This window comes from Janthinobacterium sp. OK676 (assembly GCF_900103595.1).
Taxonomy (GTDB): Bacteria; Pseudomonadota; Gammaproteobacteria; order Burkholderiales; family Burkholderiaceae_D; genus Janthinobacterium.
The window spans coordinates 155,379-171,699 of the sequence record NZ_FNHA01000007.1 but is presented as its reverse complement, the minus strand read 5'-3'; the positions used below and the strand labels follow the sequence as shown (position 1 = coordinate 171,699).

Annotated in this window: 16 protein-coding genes; 9 read left to right on the top strand and 7 right to left on the bottom strand. The window is 59.4% G+C overall.

Annotated elements, in window-relative coordinates; all coding sequences use genetic code 11:
• Nucleotides 1-14: 14 nt before the first annotated feature.
• Nucleotides 15-1,391 carry a type VI secretion system baseplate subunit TssK gene (gene tssK / locus BLU39_RS15590; protein WP_314606617.1) on the bottom strand — a complete coding sequence of 459 codons (1,377 nt, stop codon included), beginning with the start codon at nt 1,389-1,391 and terminating at the stop codon, nt 15-17.
• A 143-nt stretch (nt 1,392-1,534) separates the two neighbouring features.
• On the opposite strand from tssK, the gene tssF reads away from it, so the two are divergent.
• From tssF to BLU39_RS15555, 7 genes are all read left to right on the top strand, one after another.
• A complete protein-coding gene (gene tssF / locus BLU39_RS15585) occupies nt 1,535-3,340 on the top strand; it encodes a type VI secretion system baseplate subunit TssF (RefSeq protein ID WP_092714490.1) in 1,806 nt (601 codons plus the stop codon).
• A complete protein-coding gene (gene tssG / locus BLU39_RS15580) occupies nt 3,304-4,329 on the top strand; it encodes a type VI secretion system baseplate subunit TssG (RefSeq protein WP_092714488.1) in 1,026 nt (341 codons plus the stop codon). Before tssF ends, tssG begins: the two co-directional genes overlap by 37 nt.
• A 29-nt stretch (nt 4,330-4,358) precedes the next feature.
• Nucleotides 4,359-4,613 (top strand): PAAR domain-containing protein, encoded by a 255-nt coding sequence (locus BLU39_RS15575; protein WP_092714486.1) that lies wholly within the window; start codon nt 4,359-4,361, stop codon nt 4,611-4,613.
• A gap of 12 nt (nt 4,614-4,625) precedes the next feature.
• Nucleotides 4,626-7,220 carry a type VI secretion system Vgr family protein gene (locus tag BLU39_RS15570; protein WP_092714484.1) on the top strand — a complete coding sequence of 865 codons (2,595 nt, stop codon included), beginning with the start codon at nt 4,626-4,628 and terminating at the stop codon, nt 7,218-7,220.
• Complete coding sequence (locus BLU39_RS15565) at nt 7,217-9,070, top strand: hypothetical protein (protein WP_092714482.1); 1,854 nt, start codon at nt 7,217-7,219, stop codon at nt 9,068-9,070. Before BLU39_RS15570 ends, BLU39_RS15565 begins: the two co-directional genes overlap by 4 nt.
• Before the next feature lie 3 nt (nt 9,071-9,073).
• Nucleotides 9,074-10,201 (top strand): T6SS immunity protein Tli4 family protein, encoded by a 1,128-nt coding sequence (locus tag BLU39_RS28645; RefSeq protein ID WP_254788988.1) that lies wholly within the window; start codon nt 9,074-9,076, stop codon nt 10,199-10,201.
• A gap of 72 nt (nt 10,202-10,273) precedes the next feature.
• Complete coding sequence (locus BLU39_RS15555; protein ID WP_092714480.1) at nt 10,274-10,753, top strand: GNAT family N-acetyltransferase; 480 nt, start codon at nt 10,274-10,276, stop codon at nt 10,751-10,753.
• A gap of 4 nt (nt 10,754-10,757) precedes the next feature.
• Here BLU39_RS15555 and BLU39_RS28640 read toward each other — a convergent pair whose 3' ends face one another.
• The 6 genes from BLU39_RS28640 to BLU39_RS15530 form a co-directional block, all read right to left on the bottom strand.
• A complete protein-coding gene (locus tag BLU39_RS28640; protein WP_157808776.1) occupies nt 10,758-10,931 on the bottom strand; it encodes a hypothetical protein in 174 nt (57 codons plus the stop codon).
• Nucleotides 10,924-11,301: a DUF2750 domain-containing protein gene (locus BLU39_RS15550; RefSeq protein ID WP_100427649.1), complete on the bottom strand. Its 378-nt coding sequence runs from the start codon at nt 11,299-11,301 to the stop codon at nt 10,924-10,926. Before BLU39_RS15550 ends, BLU39_RS28640 begins: the two co-directional genes overlap by 8 nt.
• Nucleotides 11,291-11,563, bottom strand: a complete 273-nt coding sequence (locus BLU39_RS15545; RefSeq protein ID WP_092714475.1) for a hypothetical protein — start codon at nt 11,561-11,563, stop codon at nt 11,291-11,293. Before BLU39_RS15545 ends, BLU39_RS15550 begins: the two co-directional genes overlap by 11 nt.
• Nucleotides 11,563-11,952 (bottom strand): Imm1 family immunity protein, encoded by a 390-nt coding sequence (locus BLU39_RS15540; protein ID WP_092714473.1) that lies wholly within the window; start codon nt 11,950-11,952, stop codon nt 11,563-11,565. Before BLU39_RS15540 ends, BLU39_RS15545 begins: the two co-directional genes overlap by 1 nt.
• Nucleotides 11,949-13,589, bottom strand: a complete 1,641-nt coding sequence (locus BLU39_RS15535) for a SulP family inorganic anion transporter (protein WP_092714471.1) — start codon at nt 13,587-13,589, stop codon at nt 11,949-11,951. Before BLU39_RS15535 ends, BLU39_RS15540 begins: the two co-directional genes overlap by 4 nt.
• A 66-nt stretch (nt 13,590-13,655) precedes the next feature.
• Nucleotides 13,656-14,225: a TetR/AcrR family transcriptional regulator gene (locus BLU39_RS15530; RefSeq protein ID WP_092714468.1), complete on the bottom strand. Its 570-nt coding sequence runs from the start codon at nt 14,223-14,225 to the stop codon at nt 13,656-13,658.
• A 127-nt stretch (nt 14,226-14,352) separates the two neighbouring features.
• Here BLU39_RS15530 and BLU39_RS15525 point away from each other — a divergent pair, with 127 nt between their 5' ends.
• On the top strand, nt 14,353-15,339 hold the full coding sequence (locus tag BLU39_RS15525; protein WP_092714730.1) for an SDR family oxidoreductase: 987 nt from the start codon (nt 14,353-14,355) through the stop codon (nt 15,337-15,339).
• Nucleotides 15,340-15,342: 3 nt separating this feature from the next.
• Nucleotides 15,343-16,218 carry a non-homologous end joining protein Ku gene (locus BLU39_RS15520; protein ID WP_092714466.1) on the top strand — a complete coding sequence of 292 codons (876 nt, stop codon included), beginning with the start codon at nt 15,343-15,345 and terminating at the stop codon, nt 16,216-16,218.
• The last annotated feature ends 103 nt before the right edge of the window (nt 16,219-16,321 follow it).

Genomic DNA, 16,321 nt, shown 5'->3' with positions numbered 1-16,321 from the left:
AACGCTGGTCATCGTTACGCGGCGGTGCCGCTGATGCCGAACAATTCCAGCTTCAGCCCTTTTATGCCGGACGGCACATAAATCGCAATCGCCTGTGCCTTGATCATGCTGTCATAGATACTGCCCTTGTTGTCGATCGAAAAATAATACGTATTGGGCCGTACCGGCACTTCAGCGGGAACCTGGGCCATATGGCGCAATTCTGCACCAGGCAGCGCCCGGCCCAGTAACAGTTCGATATTGTCAGGAGAAGATATCTTGAACTGCAACGGCACCGTGGCGACCAGTTCCAGTGCCGGCATATCGGCATTTACCGCAAGACAGAGTTCGGTCTGACGGTCAATCCGCGCAGCATCGAGCAAACCGTGATAGTGGGTGTTTTGTTGCGTGTCGTTGGACAGCGCAATGGGGAAGTAGCGCGACAGGAGCACAGTATCGATCAGGTCGCGAATGATGCCATCGAGCTTGCCGAAACCGGGGCCCGCGTCATCATGACAATACGCCGGCAAGTCGCTCAGCGTGTATTTTTTCGAAAACGTCATCAAGCCACCGGCCAGTGCCATCAATTTTTCAAACAGATACACGGGATGATGGTGCCGGTAACTGGCGCAATGACCGAGCGTGGCGCTGGCCGTGCTCAAGGTATTGAGCATCCAGAACGAGGAGACATCTCCGCCGTGAAACTCAACCGTATTCTTACCGGGCTGACGGTGGCGACTGTACAGCGCCTCAATTTTCGCGCCCAAGCGGTCGATCAGCGAATCGAGCATGTTCTGCAGCGAAGACTCGGCGCTGATGGTCAGGCCAGGCGGAATGAAGGAGGCATCGATTTCAAAGCTGCCATTGCCAGCGCGGTACAAACGGATCACCGGGATGGCAAGATAATCATGGAGCGGATCCAGTTGCGACAGCAGATACACGCGCTTCTTCAGGTAAGCCACATCGATGCTGACTGCCTCGCTGTACAGATCCGGGGTTTCGATATCCGCCTGGGCATAGCGCGCGCCTGCAGAGCTCACATTCCCGCCATGCGCCTGCAGCACCGGCAGCGCGGCATAAAAAGTAAAACTATGTTCGCTGGAAGGCAGTTTGGACAGGTCTACAGCACTGGGCAATACATCGCCAAGCGGCGCTTCGAAGAGCTCTCCATCCTGGAAGACGAGCGACATGGCGTCCGCCCGCAGGCTATTGTTGGCCAGTGCGTCCGCATTCCAGCGGATGCCATGCACACCCCATAAATGCGGATTGATGAGTGAGGCCAGACGTTGCAGGCGCGCTTCATGGTAGCGGTCCAGCTGCTGGAATTGCTGGGGACCGATGGCCAGCCCCTCGGACCACAGTAATTTGGATGGCAATGTCATTGCATTCTCCATGTTGATCGTTGGAATCATGCTGCCTTGCCAGTGTGAGGTTGCCAGTTTGAAAGTTCTTGATGTTGCGCAGCAACCCTGCGCAATTGTTGCGCAAACGCAATTTACCTCTGAGCAAACGCTCGGATACTGGCCATTCCGCGTGAAGACACAGGAAAAGAGAGATGGAGGACTTGCTGCCGTATTTCGAACGCGAGCTGGTGATGCTGCGGCGACATTGCCGTGAGTTTGCCGAACGCTACCCGAGAATCGCCGGCAAATTGCACATGTCGGGCGAGTCTTGCGAGGATCCGCACGTCGAACACTTGATCGAATCGGTGGCCATGCTGGCGGCACGCATCTCGAAACGGCTCGACGACGACTATCCGCAATTTACCGAAGCCCTGTTCGAAGCCCTGTTCCCGCATTATCTGCGTCCCTTTCCATCGTGTACCATCGTGCATCAGCCCGCCCCAGCGGCTGGAGCGGGTGTATTGCACCTGCCTGCGGGCAGTGAAATGGACGCCACGCCGGTGCGCGGCGTGCGCTGCCGCTTCAAGACTGCCTACGGCATCACGACGGGAGCATCGGTACTGGAAAGTGCGGTGTTCGATGCGATGATCAAGCCGCCGGCAGGCGTACGTCTGCCGGCATCCGCCAGTTCCTCGCTGAACATCGGCATCCGGCATCTCGACACAGCGCCCGCGTCACTGCGCGTTTTCATCGATGGCGAAGCTTCTTTTTCCGCCGCCTTGCGCGATGCCCTGTTCATGCATGCGGTCTGCGCTTTTGTGTCCATCGACGCGGTGCAATGGATGACCTTGCCCGTCGTGCCGTTGATGCCCGTCGGCTTCGGCGACACGGATGCCTTGATACCTTTCGGTGCCCGTTCGCAGCCGGCCTACCGCATCCTGAGCGAGTATTTTGCATATCCGGAAAAATTCAATTTCTTCGACATCGATATCGCGGCGCTGAGTGCCGCGCTGCCGCCTGCTTGCCAGCGCTTTACCCTGCATCTGTGCATGGCCGGTTTGCGACCCGATTCCGCTGCGGCGCGCATGTTGTCCAGCATTTCCAGCGACAACTTAAGGCTGGGCTGCAGTCCGGCGGTCAATCTTTTCCGCCAGGAAGGCGTACCGATCGCCGTCACACGGCAGAAAACCGACTATTCCGTGCTGGCCCATGCTACCCATGCCCATGGTTACGAAGTCGTCACTGTCGACGCGGCGCGCTTATTGCGCCAACGCGGAGGGGAAAGCACGCTGACCGAATTTCGCCCGCTGTACAGCCTGCGCCATGGCGAAGGTGCGGCGCAACAAGGCCACTACTGGGTCGTGCGCCACGATACGGATTTAGCCATGAAAAGTCCCGGCCATGAAAAGAAAATCACGCTGGTCGATAGCGACTTCAATCCCCTTATCCACGAAAAAGCCAGCTTGTCGCTGTCGCTGACATGCAGTAACCGCGATCTTCCCCTGGCGCTCAAATACGGTCAGCCGCAAGGAGACTTGCAACCGTGCGGCGGCGGACCCGCACTGCACATGCTGCGACGACCCAGCCAGCCGCGACGCTTTTCGCCGGGCGCGGGCCTGCACTGGCGCCTGATTTCGCACCTGACATTGAATCATCACGCGCTGGTCCAGGAAGGCCTGCCGGCGCTGCGTGAACTGCTGACACTGTATGACTTGTCTCAATCGGCAAGCTCGCAACGCCAGATCCACGGTATCGTCGCGCTCGCGCACTCGCCGACCACGGCATGGCTGCGGCACAAGCGCGGTACCTCGATGGCGCATGGCGTGGAAGTGCGCATCACGCTGGACGAAGAAGCGTTCGTCGGCACCAGCATGCACCTGTTTGTGCAGGTGATCGATCACTTCCTTGGGCTGTATGTGCAAATCAACAGTTTCATCGAGCTGGTGGTGCTGTCAGGGCAAAGCGGAGAGGAGCTGATCCGATGCAAACCAAGAAGCGGCCTGCAGAATCTGGTGTAGTACAACACTTGCTGGCCGAGCCGTACCGCTACCAGTTCGTGCAGGCGGTGCGTATTCTGCTGTGCTGGCTACGCCAGCAGAACGTGTCCCATGCGAAAGCCTTAGGCCAGGTGTTGCGCTTCAAGAATAGCCTGTCCTTGAGTTTTCCTGCCAGTGAAATCGAACAGCTCTCGCTCGACGACAATGAACAGCTGACCTTGACACCCACGTTCATGCGTTTTCTGGGCGTCGGCGGCACCTTGCCCCTGCACCACTCGGAACGCATCGCCGCCTACCGCTTTTCGAGCAAAGACGCTGGCGTCTCGGCCTTTCTCGATATCTTTTCGCACCGCATGGTCGCACTGTATTACCAGGCGTGGGAAAAGTATCGACTGGAAGCCACGCTCCAGACCCAGACAAGGGATGCGCAACTGCCATTGCTGATGGCACTGGCCGGCGTGCGGCGCAATGCGCTGCCGCCGAGCGGAGAAACTGATGCCGTGACGCAGCACGTCGCGGCCTGGTACGCGGGTCTGCTGCGCTGCCGCCCCGTCTCCGCGCAAGCGATCGGCCCCGCGCTGGCCGAGTACTGCGGCGTCCCCGTCACCGTGCAGCAATTTGTCGGTGGCTGGGACTATCTGGAAAAAAACCGGCGCAGCCTGTTGGGCAGTGTCAACTTTACCCTGGCGCGCGGTGCAACGCTTGGCCTGCGGCTGTGGCGCCAGGACATGCGCGTCTGCCTGCATATCGGCCCGCTGGATCCCGCTGGCCTGCAACGCTTCCTGCCGCGCAGCACGGGCGCGGCGGCACTGGCAAAGATGCTGATGCTGTTTGGCGTACAGGACTTGCAATATGAAGTACGACTGATATTGAGTCCGCCATGTATTACCCCCCTGCTCCTGAGTTCCAACCCTTCAGAAAGACGGTGCCTGGGATGGACGACGTTCTTGCAGACAGCACAAGGCAAGGTGCGCGGCGCCGAAGTGCGTTATTTGCTGCCACTGGCTTGAGCAGTTCCTATCTGGAAAGCGAGGCAAACATGAAACATGCGGGACGCGGCGTCATCCGGCTCGGAGACGCAACCGATCACGGCGGCAAGGTCACCAGCGCCTCATCCGGCAGCACCGTGATGGGCAAGACAGCGGCACTGGCCGATGACACCACATTCTGCCCCAAGTGCAAGGGCAATTTTCCGATCATGCCGGATGGCGCCGGCGCAAGACACATGGGCAAGCCGTACGCCTATGACGGCGACGCCACCGCCTGCGGCGCCCACCTGATCACATCTTTGTAACGGAGGCAGGCCATGCATGCAAGCATCCAGGCGGCACTCTCGGCCTTCGACCTCGCCGCACAAGAACGGCGCCTGCTGAAGATCGAGTTCCCCCATGAAGATGGGCCTGCCGGCGCCATCCTGCTGGTCAATTCGCTCACCGCCAGGGAAGAGGTATCGCGCGACTTCCGTTTCGAGGCCGAATTGCTGTCCGATGACGCGCATATTGCGCTCAAGGCCATGATGGGCCGCATGGTGAGCATTTCCATGGTGCGCGACGATGGCACGCTGCGCTACTTTAACGGCTATGTGGGCGAGTTTTGCCTGCTGCGCGCCGATGGCGGCTTTGCGTGGTACCGCATGGTGCTGCAACCGTGGCTGGCCTTTGCCCGGCTGCGCCAGGACAACGTGTCCTTTCATGGCCAAAGCGTGATGCAGCTGACCGAAACGACGTTTGCCCACTACGAACAGCGCGACTGGAAAACCAGCATCCATGGCGACGATCCGCAAATCACCTGCGCCAACCAGCACAACGAAACCGACTACAACCACCTGCACCGGCGCTGGGAAGCGCTGGGCTGGCATTACTGGTACGAGCATCGCGCCGATGGCCATACGTTGTGGCTCGCGGACAATACCACCTTGGCTGACATGATCGCCACGGCGGCCGGCGACGGCGCCATGCGTTTTCACTCCGAGTCGGGTTCCATGGAAGACGATGGCTTGCGACAGTGGCAAGCCGTGCGCCGGATCGGCTCCGGGCAGCTGACCTTGGCCAGTTTCGACTATAAAAATCCGCAGCCACGCCTTGCCAGCGGCTACTCCCTGAACCGCCAGGGCGATGTATTTGCCCACGAACTGTACGAAAACACGGGTGCCTATGGCTACAAGAATGTCGATGATGGGGAAGCTCTGGCACAACGCCGCATGGAAGAAAGCGACCATCTGCGCCAGTATTTCGAGGCGGCCGGCAATCACCGTGGCGCACAGCCCGGCCTTTGCTTCCGGCTCGACGGCCATTTCAGCGCCGAGGAAAAACGCTGTCAGCCTGGTGAAGAGCGCCCGGACAGTATCGCCGGACGCGAATACCTGATCCTGTCAGTCGAGCATCGCGCCAGCAATAATTATCAGGTCGGCCCGAACGCCCCCTCCCACTACGTCAACAATATGCTGTGCGTGCGCCGGGACATCCGTTGGCGGCCGGGCCGTGGCTACAACAGCACGCCATGCATCGTTGCCGGCGTGCAGACGGCACTGGTGGTCGGGCCGGTCGGGGAGGAAATCCATACCGATGCGCTGGGACGCATCCGCCTGCAATTTCACTGGGACCGCCTGGGGACATTCGATGAGCGCAGCTCGCCATGGATACGGGTCATGATGCCGATGGCAGGCCCGCAAATGGGACAAATCGCCTTGCCCCGTGTAGGCCAGGAAGTCGTCGTGCAATTCCAGGACGGCAATATCGACCATCCCATCGTCATCGGCGTGGTCTACAACAGCGCCAATCCGCCGCCGTGGCAGCTGCCGCAGCAGCGTGCCCTGTCCGGCTTGCGCAGCCGCGAGCTGGGCGCCCGCAGCGCCAACCATCTCGTGCTCGACGATACCAAGGGGGCGATCCAGGCACAACTGCGCAGCGAGCACCACGATAGCCGGCTTTCGTTGGGCAACATCACCCGCATCGACGACCATGCCGGCCGCAAGGAAGCACGCGGTGTGGGCTTTGAATTGGCCAGCAACGCCTGGGGCGCCCTGCGCGCAGCCAAGGGCATGCTGATCACCACCGAAACATCAACTGGAACGGGATTAGTCAAACAGCTCGACGAAACACAAGCCCGCCTGGCGCAGGCACGCCAACTGCAGCAAGGCTTGGCCGGCATGGCCGTTGATGCGGGGGCGCAAGACAGCGCCGCACAACAGGGCGCCGTGGCCGATTCCATCCAGCGGCAAAACACTGCCATCAAGGGCGCCGGCGGCGATTTCCCGGAGCTGTCCGAAGCGCATCTGCTGCTGGCCAGTCCGGCCGGCATCGAGTTGAGCACGGCCCAGTCCATGCACCTGGCCGCCAGCGAGCATGTGGCGCTCAGCAGCAGCAAGCATGTTTCACTCGCCAGCGGCGACAGCATGTTTGCCAGCATCGCCAAGACCTTCAGCCTGTTCGTGCACAAGGCAGGCATGAAACTGATCGCGGCCAGCGGCAAGGTGTCCATCCAGGCGCAAAGCGACGAGGTGGAAATCCTCGCCCAGAAAGTCTTGTCGCTGATCAGCGAGGCGGACTGGGTCAACATCAAGGGCAAGAAAGGCATACGCCTGCACGGCGCCAACCATATGCTGGAAATCAGCGACAAGGTGCAGTTTTTCACCTCATCCCCCGTACTCTTCAACGGCAACCTGGAAACCCTGGCGCCGAAGAGCGTGTCGCAGGAATTTAATGAACGGCCACACAGCAGTTTTGATCAGGAAGTGTTGCTGGTGAACGCCGACGATACGCCAGCCGTTGGCGTTGCTTTTGAACTCCTGCGCGATGACGGCAACATGGCCGGCAAAAGCGCGGAAGACGGTTCCACGCAACTACAGAAATCCACCGGCATGGACAGCTACATCATTCGCTATAAGGGAGAACTGCCATGAGCAAATGTGATGACTTGAATAACCGCGGCAATCATCCTGCGAAGTTTGGTCAAGGCGTGGGAGGCTGGGCGGAACTCGCCGTTTCGATGACGGAAACAAAAGATACCGCCCGACACGACGTCACTGTGCCGCCAGGCAAGGTAATTCCTGTTATTTTCCTGCCAGGCGTGATGGGCAGCAATCTAAGGATGAGCAAGGTTCGCCAGGAAGAATTGCACCGTCTAGACAATCGGGCCTGGCGGCCAGACGATATGATGGGTGCGGGAGGCAAGGCCGCTGTCCTCACAAGCAATGGCCTGGGTGGCTGGTTCAAAGATGCATCGCCACGGCAGCGTCAATTAGTGTTTGACCCCACTGAAACCGAAGTCGAGTACTACCACTATACGGAAAGCAACAGCCGCTTCGATCCCGATGGTGCGGAAACCAAAGCTGCAGATGCACGGCATCAAAATGTGCCAGACAGCTTTACCCCCATTCCTCCTTTGATGGGAACGAACAGGATAGCGACAACATCACGCCCGATTCAAGGCAAAGCCTGTTCGTATCAAAGCCCAGCACAAATAGCTCGTTGGCGAGGATGGAGTGAAGTGTTATTTGCAGGTGCGTACGGAACAATGTTACGAACAGCCGAATTGCATCTCAATAACATGATTTCCGACGGCAAGCCACATCCTGTCTGGCGTCAAACAAGTGGCCTTGGCGCACTGCTTTTGCAAGACCCAACAAATTTTGGCGCGTCATCTGGCAAAGCCATTACCGTCAGCGATTTAAAGAAAATTTCTCCTTGCTGGTACCCAGTGCATGCGATGGGCTACAACTTTATCAAGAGCAATGGGGTATCCGCCGTCACTATTGCAGAGCGACTACGCGGCCTGGTCAAAGGCTACCAGCAACGCGGATTCAAATGTAACGAAGTCATCATCGTCACACATAGCATGGGGGGCTTGCTGGCCCGGGCATTGATACACCCCAGCTATGGAAAGATGCTTGATGATAAAGATGTGAAAATCCTGGGCATTTATCACAATGTGATGCCAACCATTGGAGCCGCAGGGGCGTATAAACGCATGCGTTTTGGCTTTCAGGAAAGAGAAGGTTCTATAGCAGAAATAGAAGCCAAAATTCTGGGCATCGACGGTATGCATGCTACCGCCATTCTGGCTAACGCACCAGCGCCACTGGAAATGTTGCCAGGTGCGGCATATGGCCAGAATTGGCTGAAAATTGTGGATGCACAGGATAAAGTTTTATGGAGCTGGCCTCGCGATAAGGCCACTGCACTGGAAAGCATTTACCTTCAACCCGCCAATGCATGGTGGAGGCTAATCAACCCAAAATGGGTAAACCCCGCCGACCTCCCTCGTGAAAAAGGTGGAGGTATAGAAGAAACAATGAAGCGCTTAAGAAAATCCTCAGAATTTTTATCATCCATAGAGAAAACGTTTCACCCAAACACTTATGCAAGCTATTGCGCATCGAGGAATTTTTTAAGTTATGGCGATGTCGTATTTAAATTAATTGACGGCCTTCACAGCGGCTCCAACGATCCATGGAATAAATTTGAACCGCTACCTGAAAAATGGAAGTTACTTGAAGATGATTGCAAGGGGCAACTCCTCGTCCAGGCCGGAGGAAAAAACTTAAAATTAAAGCTACAGTCAGCCAGTGCACGCGGTGATGGGACGGTACCGTCAGACCGTTCTGCAAGGCACATCACAGGCACACTTTTCGTACATGGCATGGCGGAAGCGAACGGTTATGACCACCAGAACAGTTATGCCGATACAAATGTAATGGCATCCATGCTGTATTCCATCGTACAAATTGCCAAGACGGCAAAATGGGATTAAGCCATGAATAATAACATAAAGAAAACAATTTTTCTCACGATTACATTTATTGCGATGGTATTTCTATCCGCCTATGCGAAAAAAAATTCAGCCAAGGAGATCATCATGCCTGAAAATTTCAAGCTCAGCAAACGCTTGGATGCGCTATTTTTAAAAACAAAAATTGTATGCTTCGGACGCTATGCCCTAGAGGTTCCGCAAGAAGCACAACTCATATCAGGAGGGACAACAATTCTTTCAGAAATTAAAACCATACCAGGCGGAACAACAGAAAAAAACGAACGAATAGCAGAAGAAATTGAAAAAATAAAAAAAAATGACCCAACCTCTGAAATTATATATGATGGAAAAGGGCCTATAGAAAATAGCTGGCAACTTCAATATTACGATGGGAAATTTTCCAAGGAAGATGGCGATCTATTCTTCAAGACCTACGCCATAAAAGGAAACCACATATTTATTCTTGACGGATCAAAAAGAAAAGATGAAACAATAGCAGACTCCAAACGAAATCAAATGGTCCGCGCCAATAACTTACGTCTGCGCGATGAAAATGAAGTTCCCAAGGAACCTGGCTATTGCGTAAAAAATGGTTTCATGAGCGACGACAAGTATGACAATCAAGAAATGGCGGACGCAGGTCTATATTTTCCCAGCCTGCCAGACGTGACATTTTCCATCACTGCGAACAAAGACGCCTACGGTGATTATCCTCCTGCTGAATATGACGCAAAAGTACGCGGGAAATTATCATTGCTTGCTCGTATCCAGGAAGCAAAAGACCAGCAAGGCAAGAACTACCCTCCTCGCACGCTGCTACGCGAAGGCAAGCGTGACGTGCAGCACTGGCATGGCGAGGAATCGTTGATACGGCGTACCGATGGCGTGCATGATTTTGAATGGACGCTGGTGGGTACGCCGCGCGATATCGCCTATCCAGCGGTATTGGAAGCATCCATGTACACCAAAGTCGCCCACAACATGGTCGGCGCCGCCGAAGCCGCGTCGCTGACGGACGAAGAGGCCATCGCCTTGTGGGACAAGCTGCTGTCGGGCTTGAAGTTCCGGGTGAAAGTGCCGGGTGCGCCGCCGGGCTCGTACTACATCGATCCGGACAAGCCGGCACAGTGACGGCTGGATAAGCTCAGGCTGGCGCCATGCCAGCCATTGCGCTAGCATGCTCCTTTTGCCTGGAAAGCTTCCATGCCCATCACCCTGCGCCCCGCCCTGCCCCTTGACATCGACGCCCTGTGGGCCCTGCGCACGGTGGCCGTGCGCGGCAGTTGCGCGACGCATTATGCGCCGGAGCAAATTGCTGTGTGGACGGCCTCGCCCGTGCCGGACGCATATGCCGCCATGCTGGTTGCGGGTAGCGGCATTGTGGCGATGCAGGACGAGGCCATTGCCGGCTACGCCATGCTGGATGTAGATAAACATGAAGTAGACGCTGTCTTTGTCGATCCCGCGCGCGCGGGACTCGGCATCGGCAAGCGCCTGCTGGCGGCGTTGGAAGACCTGGCGCGCGGGCGCGGCATTGCTCGCCTGCACCTGTCCGCGTCGCTGAACGCCGTGCCGTTTTACGCGTCGGCCGGCTTTACGGCCTTGCGCGAGGAAGCGTATGCACACCCCAGCGGCATCAGCCTGGCCAGCGTGGCGATGGAAAAGGCGCTGGCGGCGGCCTGAGCCGTCAATCGTCTGCCGCAGCCGCTTCGGACTCGGCCAAGCATTGCTGCAGCTTCGCGATCAGGGCACGCACTTCGTCGTCGCCCAGGTCCAGCGGGTCGCCCTGCGCGCCCACGGCGATCAGGCAGATGGCCGAGCCGTCGTACCAGGCGTCCAGGCGTTCCTTATCCTCATTCATATTGCTCTGACTCATGTTGCAAATCTCTCAGTAAATCAGCAGGCACCGCGATGCTGGCGCTGCCTTGCGGCACGGGAAACACGGAAGCCAGCTGGTCAATACTCATCATGCCAGGCAGCCATTTATGCAAAAAATCGCCGAGCGCGATGGCGCACGGCTGGAAATCCGCCCAGTCGCCGCTGGCGCACGCTTGCGCGTATGCGGCTTCCGGCCAGAACGGGATGGCGACGTGGCCATGGGCTTGCGCCGTAGCCCAGCCAGCATGGTACAAGCCCCACACTTCTTGTGTATCGGTGACCTTGCGCACGCAATAGTCGTAGCGCTGCTGCGCCGGCAACTGCATCACCTGTTTGATTTTTTCAGGATGCACGGTTTCCCCCTACCCCGTCCCAGACCCGTAACTCCGGCCCGCACCAGCCCGTCACCATGTCGAGGGCGTCCAGTATCGCGTCTTCCAGCGGCCCCTCTTGTGTGGCGAGACGCAGTTCCTGCAGCAAACTGGCCACTTGCGCCGCCGTCACGCCGCTGGCGTGGTAGCGCAGCAGGATGGTGCGCAGCGTCAATAAACCTGCCCTGGCGTCCAGCGCGGCCAGCAAATCCCTGTCGATGTCGGCAATGATGGTTTGCAGCATCAATCCGCCTCCCACGCGATGGCGTCCGGCCGCGCGCCGCCTGTCCTGAAAAACGCGAGGAAGGCACGCTGGCATTGTTCCACCTCCACGCACCACGCTTCCGGATACACGTCCACCTGGCCATTGGCCAGCAGGTAGCTGCATTCGCCCGTTTCCTCTTCGTCTCCCAAGGAGTGAAAACTCAGGTCGTCCTGTCCCGACAGATACATCAGCCAGGCATTTCCGCCATTGCGCAGCATGCACAGGGCCGGGCCCTGCTCCGCATCCGTGGCCATGGTCAGCCACAGCTCGCACTGGGCCAGCGCACGCGCTTCCAGCAACGCCTGTTCCAGCGCAGCGACGGTGTCAACAACACGCGCTTCGCCATGCAGATTCAATTCCATCGTCATGCTTTTTCTCCGCTCAGGTCATCCATGGCCAGCGCCGTGCTCAGGTACAGCTTGCCGCTCAGGTCGTGCAGCAGGCTGCTCTGGCGCAGGCGGTCCATCACGGGACCCTTTACTTCGGCCAGGTTCAGGCTGATGCCGCGCTTGGCCAGCGTGCTGTTGAGTTCGATCAAGCCCAGCAAGGCCGTGCTGTCGATCTGGTTGACGGCCGACAGCACCAGCACCAGGTGGCGCGCCGTCGGGTGTCCCCGCAGCTCGTCCTCCACCCTCTCCGTGACGGCTTCGACGTTGCCGAAGAACAGGCCCGCATCGATGCGCAGCAGCAAGACGTCCGGCAAGGTTTGCGCTTCATAGCGCTCCACGTTGCGGAAGTGCTCGCTGTTCGGAATACGCCCCAGCACGGCGATGTGCGGGCGGCTGGCGCGCCAGATCAGGGTGCCCATCGACAGCAGCACGCCGATCACGACGCCAGCTTCCACGCCCAGCACCAGCACGCCGGCCGTCGTCGCCAGCAGGGCCAGCGCATCGCTGCGGTCGTAGCGCCACGACAGTTTCAAGGTGTCCCAGTCCAGCAGGCTGCTGACGGCAAAGATGATGGTGGCCGCCAGCACGGGCAGCGGCAACAGGGCCAGCCAGCCCGTGGGCGCCACCAGCGCCAGCGCCAGTAGCCCCGCCGTGATGATGCTGGCCAGCGGCGTGTTGGCGCCCGCCTGGAAATTGACGGCCGAGCGCGAAATCGAGCCAGTGACGGGGAAGCCGCCCGACAGCGCACTGGCCACGTTGGCCGCGCCCAGGCCCAGCAGTTCGCGGTTCGTGTGCAGCTTTTCACCGCGCTTTTGCGCCAGGGTCTGGGCGGCGGACATGCTCATCAAGAAGATGATGAAGGCGATCAGCAGCGCCGGCGACAGCAAGGTGCGCCAGTGGGCGCTCGAGGTGGCCAGGTTCAGGCCGGGCAAGCCGCTGGGCACGTGACCCGTCGTCTGCACGCCCATCGCTTCCAGGCCTCCATAAGCGACCAGCGCGATGCCGGCCAGCACCAGCGCCATCGGCGCCAGGCGCGCGCCCACGTCGGCCGCCACCTTGCCCAGGCCGCAGCGTTGCAGCAGGCGCGACAGATAGCGCTTGGCCAGCCACAGGAACAGCAGGCCGGACAGTCCCAGCACGAGGCTGGGCGTATGCCAATGGGGCCAGGTGGCGCCCAGGAGCGGCGTGATCTGCCCCAAGATGATCAGGATCGCGGCGCCATTGCTGAAACCGCTGATCACGGGGCGTGATAAAAAACTGGCCATGAAGCCCAGGCGCAGCACGCCGCACAGCAGCAGGACGAGGCCGCTGATGAAGGCCAGCTGGGCGGCCAGCACGATGTACAGGGAGGAGCCGGGGTCGGCCAGCGGCGCCAGGGCGGCGGCCGTCATCAGCGAAACGATGGCCATCGGGCCCACCGATTGCGTCATGCTGCTGCCGAACAAGGCGTACAGCACGGGCGGCAGGATGCTGGCGTAGATGCCCACCACGGGCGGCAAACCCGCCACCAGGGCGTAGGCCATGCCTTGCGGCACCATCATCATGGCGACGACGATACCGGCAGTGATGTCTCCGGCCAACAGAGGACGCCGGTATTGCCTGAGCCAGAGCAGCATGGATGATCCCAAAATCTGAAAACCGAAGCCTATCATGCGACGAGGCCGGCTGACAGGGGGACGTGCTTACTCTTGCAGCAATTGCGCCTTCACGGCGTCGAGGATTTCCGCCGATAACACCTCGTCATCGACGCAGCGCGCCAGCACCATGGCGCCCACCATGGCGGCAAACGTCGAAATGGCCTGCTGACGTCGCGCTTCCGGTGCGCCTTCGGGCATCAAACCTTGCAGCAAGGCGAACTGCTGTTGCGTCGCCTTCGTAAACACGGGACGCGCGCCGGGCGACATGCGCGCCGCATCGACGCCCATGGCAGCCGCCGGGCAGCCGCCGCCGGGGTGGTCGCGGTGCCGGGTGGTCAGGTAGTTGTCGATAATCGCCGGCAGCGCCCGCTGCGGGTCGCTGGCGACTTTTGCCCGCCAGCCATCCAGGGATTTCTCCAGGGCATGCTGGCACGCCTCGATCATCAAGTCTTCCTTGGACGCGAAATGGCCATAGAAGCCGCCATGCGTGAGGCCCGCGTTTTTCATCAGGTCGGCCACGCCGATACCGTCGTAACCCTTTTCGCGGAACAATTTGGCCGCCACCTCCACGATGCGCTCGCGGTTCAGCGCCGCCTGCTCCCTGCTTACTTTCATGCTGCCCTCCTACATTTATGTCAACCATCATATAACTTTGCGCCCGTTTGCGCCACTCTGTTAGCAAGCGCACCGTTTGATGCGCATGCCGCGCCGATACTGGACCTTCGTTTACAAGGAGGCCAGCATGAACGAGAACAAGGACCAGTCCGCCGGTAATTTGCAGCGCACCATCCAACATGAGCAGGATCAGCACGACAGGCAGCGCGACGCCGCCAAGCCAGGCAAGGAAAGCAAGCAGCCCGTGCAGACGGGCCGCGACAGCCAGCCTGTCCCGCCCCTGCCCGCCCAGCATCTGGACAAGCCGGGCATCGAAGGACAGATGCAGCTCAGACCCCGCTTCCTGGCGCCCGACTACTGCGGCAGCGGCAAGCTGGCCGGCATGGTGGCCGTCATCACGGGCGGCGATTCGGGCATCGGCCGCGCCGTGGCCGTGCTGTACGCGCGCGAAGGGGCCGATGTCGCCATCATTTACCTGAACGAGCATGAAGACGCCCACGAAACCCGCCGCTACGTGGAAGCGGAAGGCCAGAGCTGCCTGCTGATTCCCGGCGACGTGCGCGACCAGGGCTTTTGCCAGCAAGCCGTCAGCCAGGTGATGGCCAAGTTCAACCATATCGACGTGCTGGTGAACAATGCCGCCTTCCAGGAACACGCGGAGTCCTTGCTTGACCTGAGCGAGGAACGCTTCGACCTCACCATGAAAACCAATGTCTACGGTTACTTTCACATGGCCAAGGCCGTGCTGCCTCATTTGCAGCGCGGTGCGTCCATCATCAACACCGGTTCCGTGACGGGCTTGCAAGGCTCGAAGCATCTGCTCGACTATTCCACCACCAAGGGCGCCATCCATGCATTTACCATGGCGCTGGCCGGCAACTTGCTCGACAAGGGCATCCGCGTCAACGCCATCGCGCCCGGGCCCGTCTGGACGCCGCTCAATCCGGCCGACAAGTCGCCGGAAGAGATCGAGACATTCGGTCAGGACACGGACATGCGCCGCCCGGCCCAGCCGGAAGAGCTGTCGCCCGCCTACGTCTTCCTGGCCTCGCCCGCCTGTTCCAGCTACATCAGCGGGATCGTCCTGCCCGTCACCGGCAGCGTGGGGGAATAGACGATGGCGCGCGCGCTGTGGAAAGGCGCCATCAGCTTCGCCCTCGTGCACATCCCCGTCGAGCTGGTTTCGGCCAGCCTCGACCATGAACTGGACTTGTCCATGCTGGACCGGCGCGACTTCGCCCCCATCGGCTACAAGCGCTACAACAAGCAGACGGGCAAGGAAGTCGAGTGGGACGACATCATCAAGGGCTATGAATACAAGACGGACGAGTACGTGGTGCTGTCCGATGAGGATTTACGGCAAGCCAATGTGAAAGCCACACAAACCATCGACATAGACACCTTTGTCGACGCAGCCGAAGTACCGCTGACCTTTTACGAGCACCCGTACTATCTGCTGCCCGCCAAGGGCGGCGAGAAAGTCTATGCCCTGCTGCGCGAAACCTTGCGCAAGGCCAACAAGGTGGCCATCGCCAGCGTGGTCATGCGCACCAAGCAGCATTTGTGCGCGCTCGTATGCGTGGGCAACGCCATCGTCCTCAACACCCTGCGCTATGCCGATGAAATCCGCCCCACGGATGATTTGGACTTGCCGCCCAACACCATGAGGGCGGCAGGTATTTCCGACAAGGAACTCAAAATGGCCCTGTCGCTGGTCGAAGGCATGAGCGAGCCGTGGGAACCCGCGCAATACCACGACAGCTACCGCGAAGACGTGCTGGCGCTGGTCAAGAAGAAAATCAAGGCCAGGCAGACCAAGACCATCACGCCGCCCGCGCCCGCGCCCGAAGAAGAGCAAGACAGCAACGTCATCGACCTGGTCGCCCTGCTGCAGCAAAGCCTGGGCAAGAAAGCGCCCGCCGCGCCGGCCCGCAAGCGCGCGGCCTCATCCAGCACGCGCAAATCGGCGCCCGCCAGGCGCAAGGCGGCCTGAACCACCGACGCGGTGCGGGAGAGTCTTCAATGATATAAATGCATTGACTTTGATCAAGCTTCTCGCTACGTTATGCACAGGCCTGCCAGCCGGCAAGCCCTGT

What these genes read in the sequence shown, in the direction of transcription:
- tssK (WP_314606617.1), bottom strand. Translation starts at nt 1,391, where the DNA reads ATGATTCCAACGATCAACATGGAGAATGCAATGACATTGCCATCCAAA.
- tssF (WP_092714490.1), top strand. Translation starts at nt 1,535, where the DNA reads ATGGAGGACTTGCTGCCGTATTTCGAACGCGAGCTGGTGATGCTGCGG.
- tssG (WP_092714488.1), top strand. Translation starts at nt 3,304, where the DNA reads ATGCAAACCAAGAAGCGGCCTGCAGAATCTGGTGTAGTACAACACTTG.
- BLU39_RS15575 (WP_092714486.1), top strand. Translation starts at nt 4,359, where the DNA reads ATGAAACATGCGGGACGCGGCGTCATCCGGCTCGGAGACGCAACCGAT.
- BLU39_RS15570 (WP_092714484.1), top strand. Translation starts at nt 4,626, where the DNA reads ATGCATGCAAGCATCCAGGCGGCACTCTCGGCCTTCGACCTCGCCGCA.
- BLU39_RS15565 (WP_092714482.1), top strand. Translation starts at nt 7,217, where the DNA reads ATGAGCAAATGTGATGACTTGAATAACCGCGGCAATCATCCTGCGAAG.
- BLU39_RS28645 (WP_254788988.1), top strand. Translation starts at nt 9,074, where the DNA reads ATGAATAATAACATAAAGAAAACAATTTTTCTCACGATTACATTTATT.
- BLU39_RS15555 (WP_092714480.1), top strand. Translation starts at nt 10,274, where the DNA reads ATGCCCATCACCCTGCGCCCCGCCCTGCCCCTTGACATCGACGCCCTG.
- BLU39_RS28640 (WP_157808776.1), bottom strand. Translation starts at nt 10,931, where the DNA reads ATGAATGAGGATAAGGAACGCCTGGACGCCTGGTACGACGGCTCGGCC.
- BLU39_RS15545 (WP_092714475.1), bottom strand. Translation starts at nt 11,563, where the DNA reads ATGCTGCAAACCATCATTGCCGACATCGACAGGGATTTGCTGGCCGCG.
- BLU39_RS15540 (WP_092714473.1), bottom strand. Translation starts at nt 11,952, where the DNA reads ATGACGATGGAATTGAATCTGCATGGCGAAGCGCGTGTTGTTGACACC.
- BLU39_RS15535 (WP_092714471.1), bottom strand. Translation starts at nt 13,589, where the DNA reads ATGCTGCTCTGGCTCAGGCAATACCGGCGTCCTCTGTTGGCCGGAGAC.
- BLU39_RS15530 (WP_092714468.1), bottom strand. Translation starts at nt 14,225, where the DNA reads ATGAAAGTAAGCAGGGAGCAGGCGGCGCTGAACCGCGAGCGCATCGTG.
- BLU39_RS15525 (WP_092714730.1), top strand. Translation starts at nt 14,353, where the DNA reads ATGAACGAGAACAAGGACCAGTCCGCCGGTAATTTGCAGCGCACCATC.
- BLU39_RS15520 (WP_092714466.1), top strand. Translation starts at nt 15,343, where the DNA reads ATGGCGCGCGCGCTGTGGAAAGGCGCCATCAGCTTCGCCCTCGTGCAC.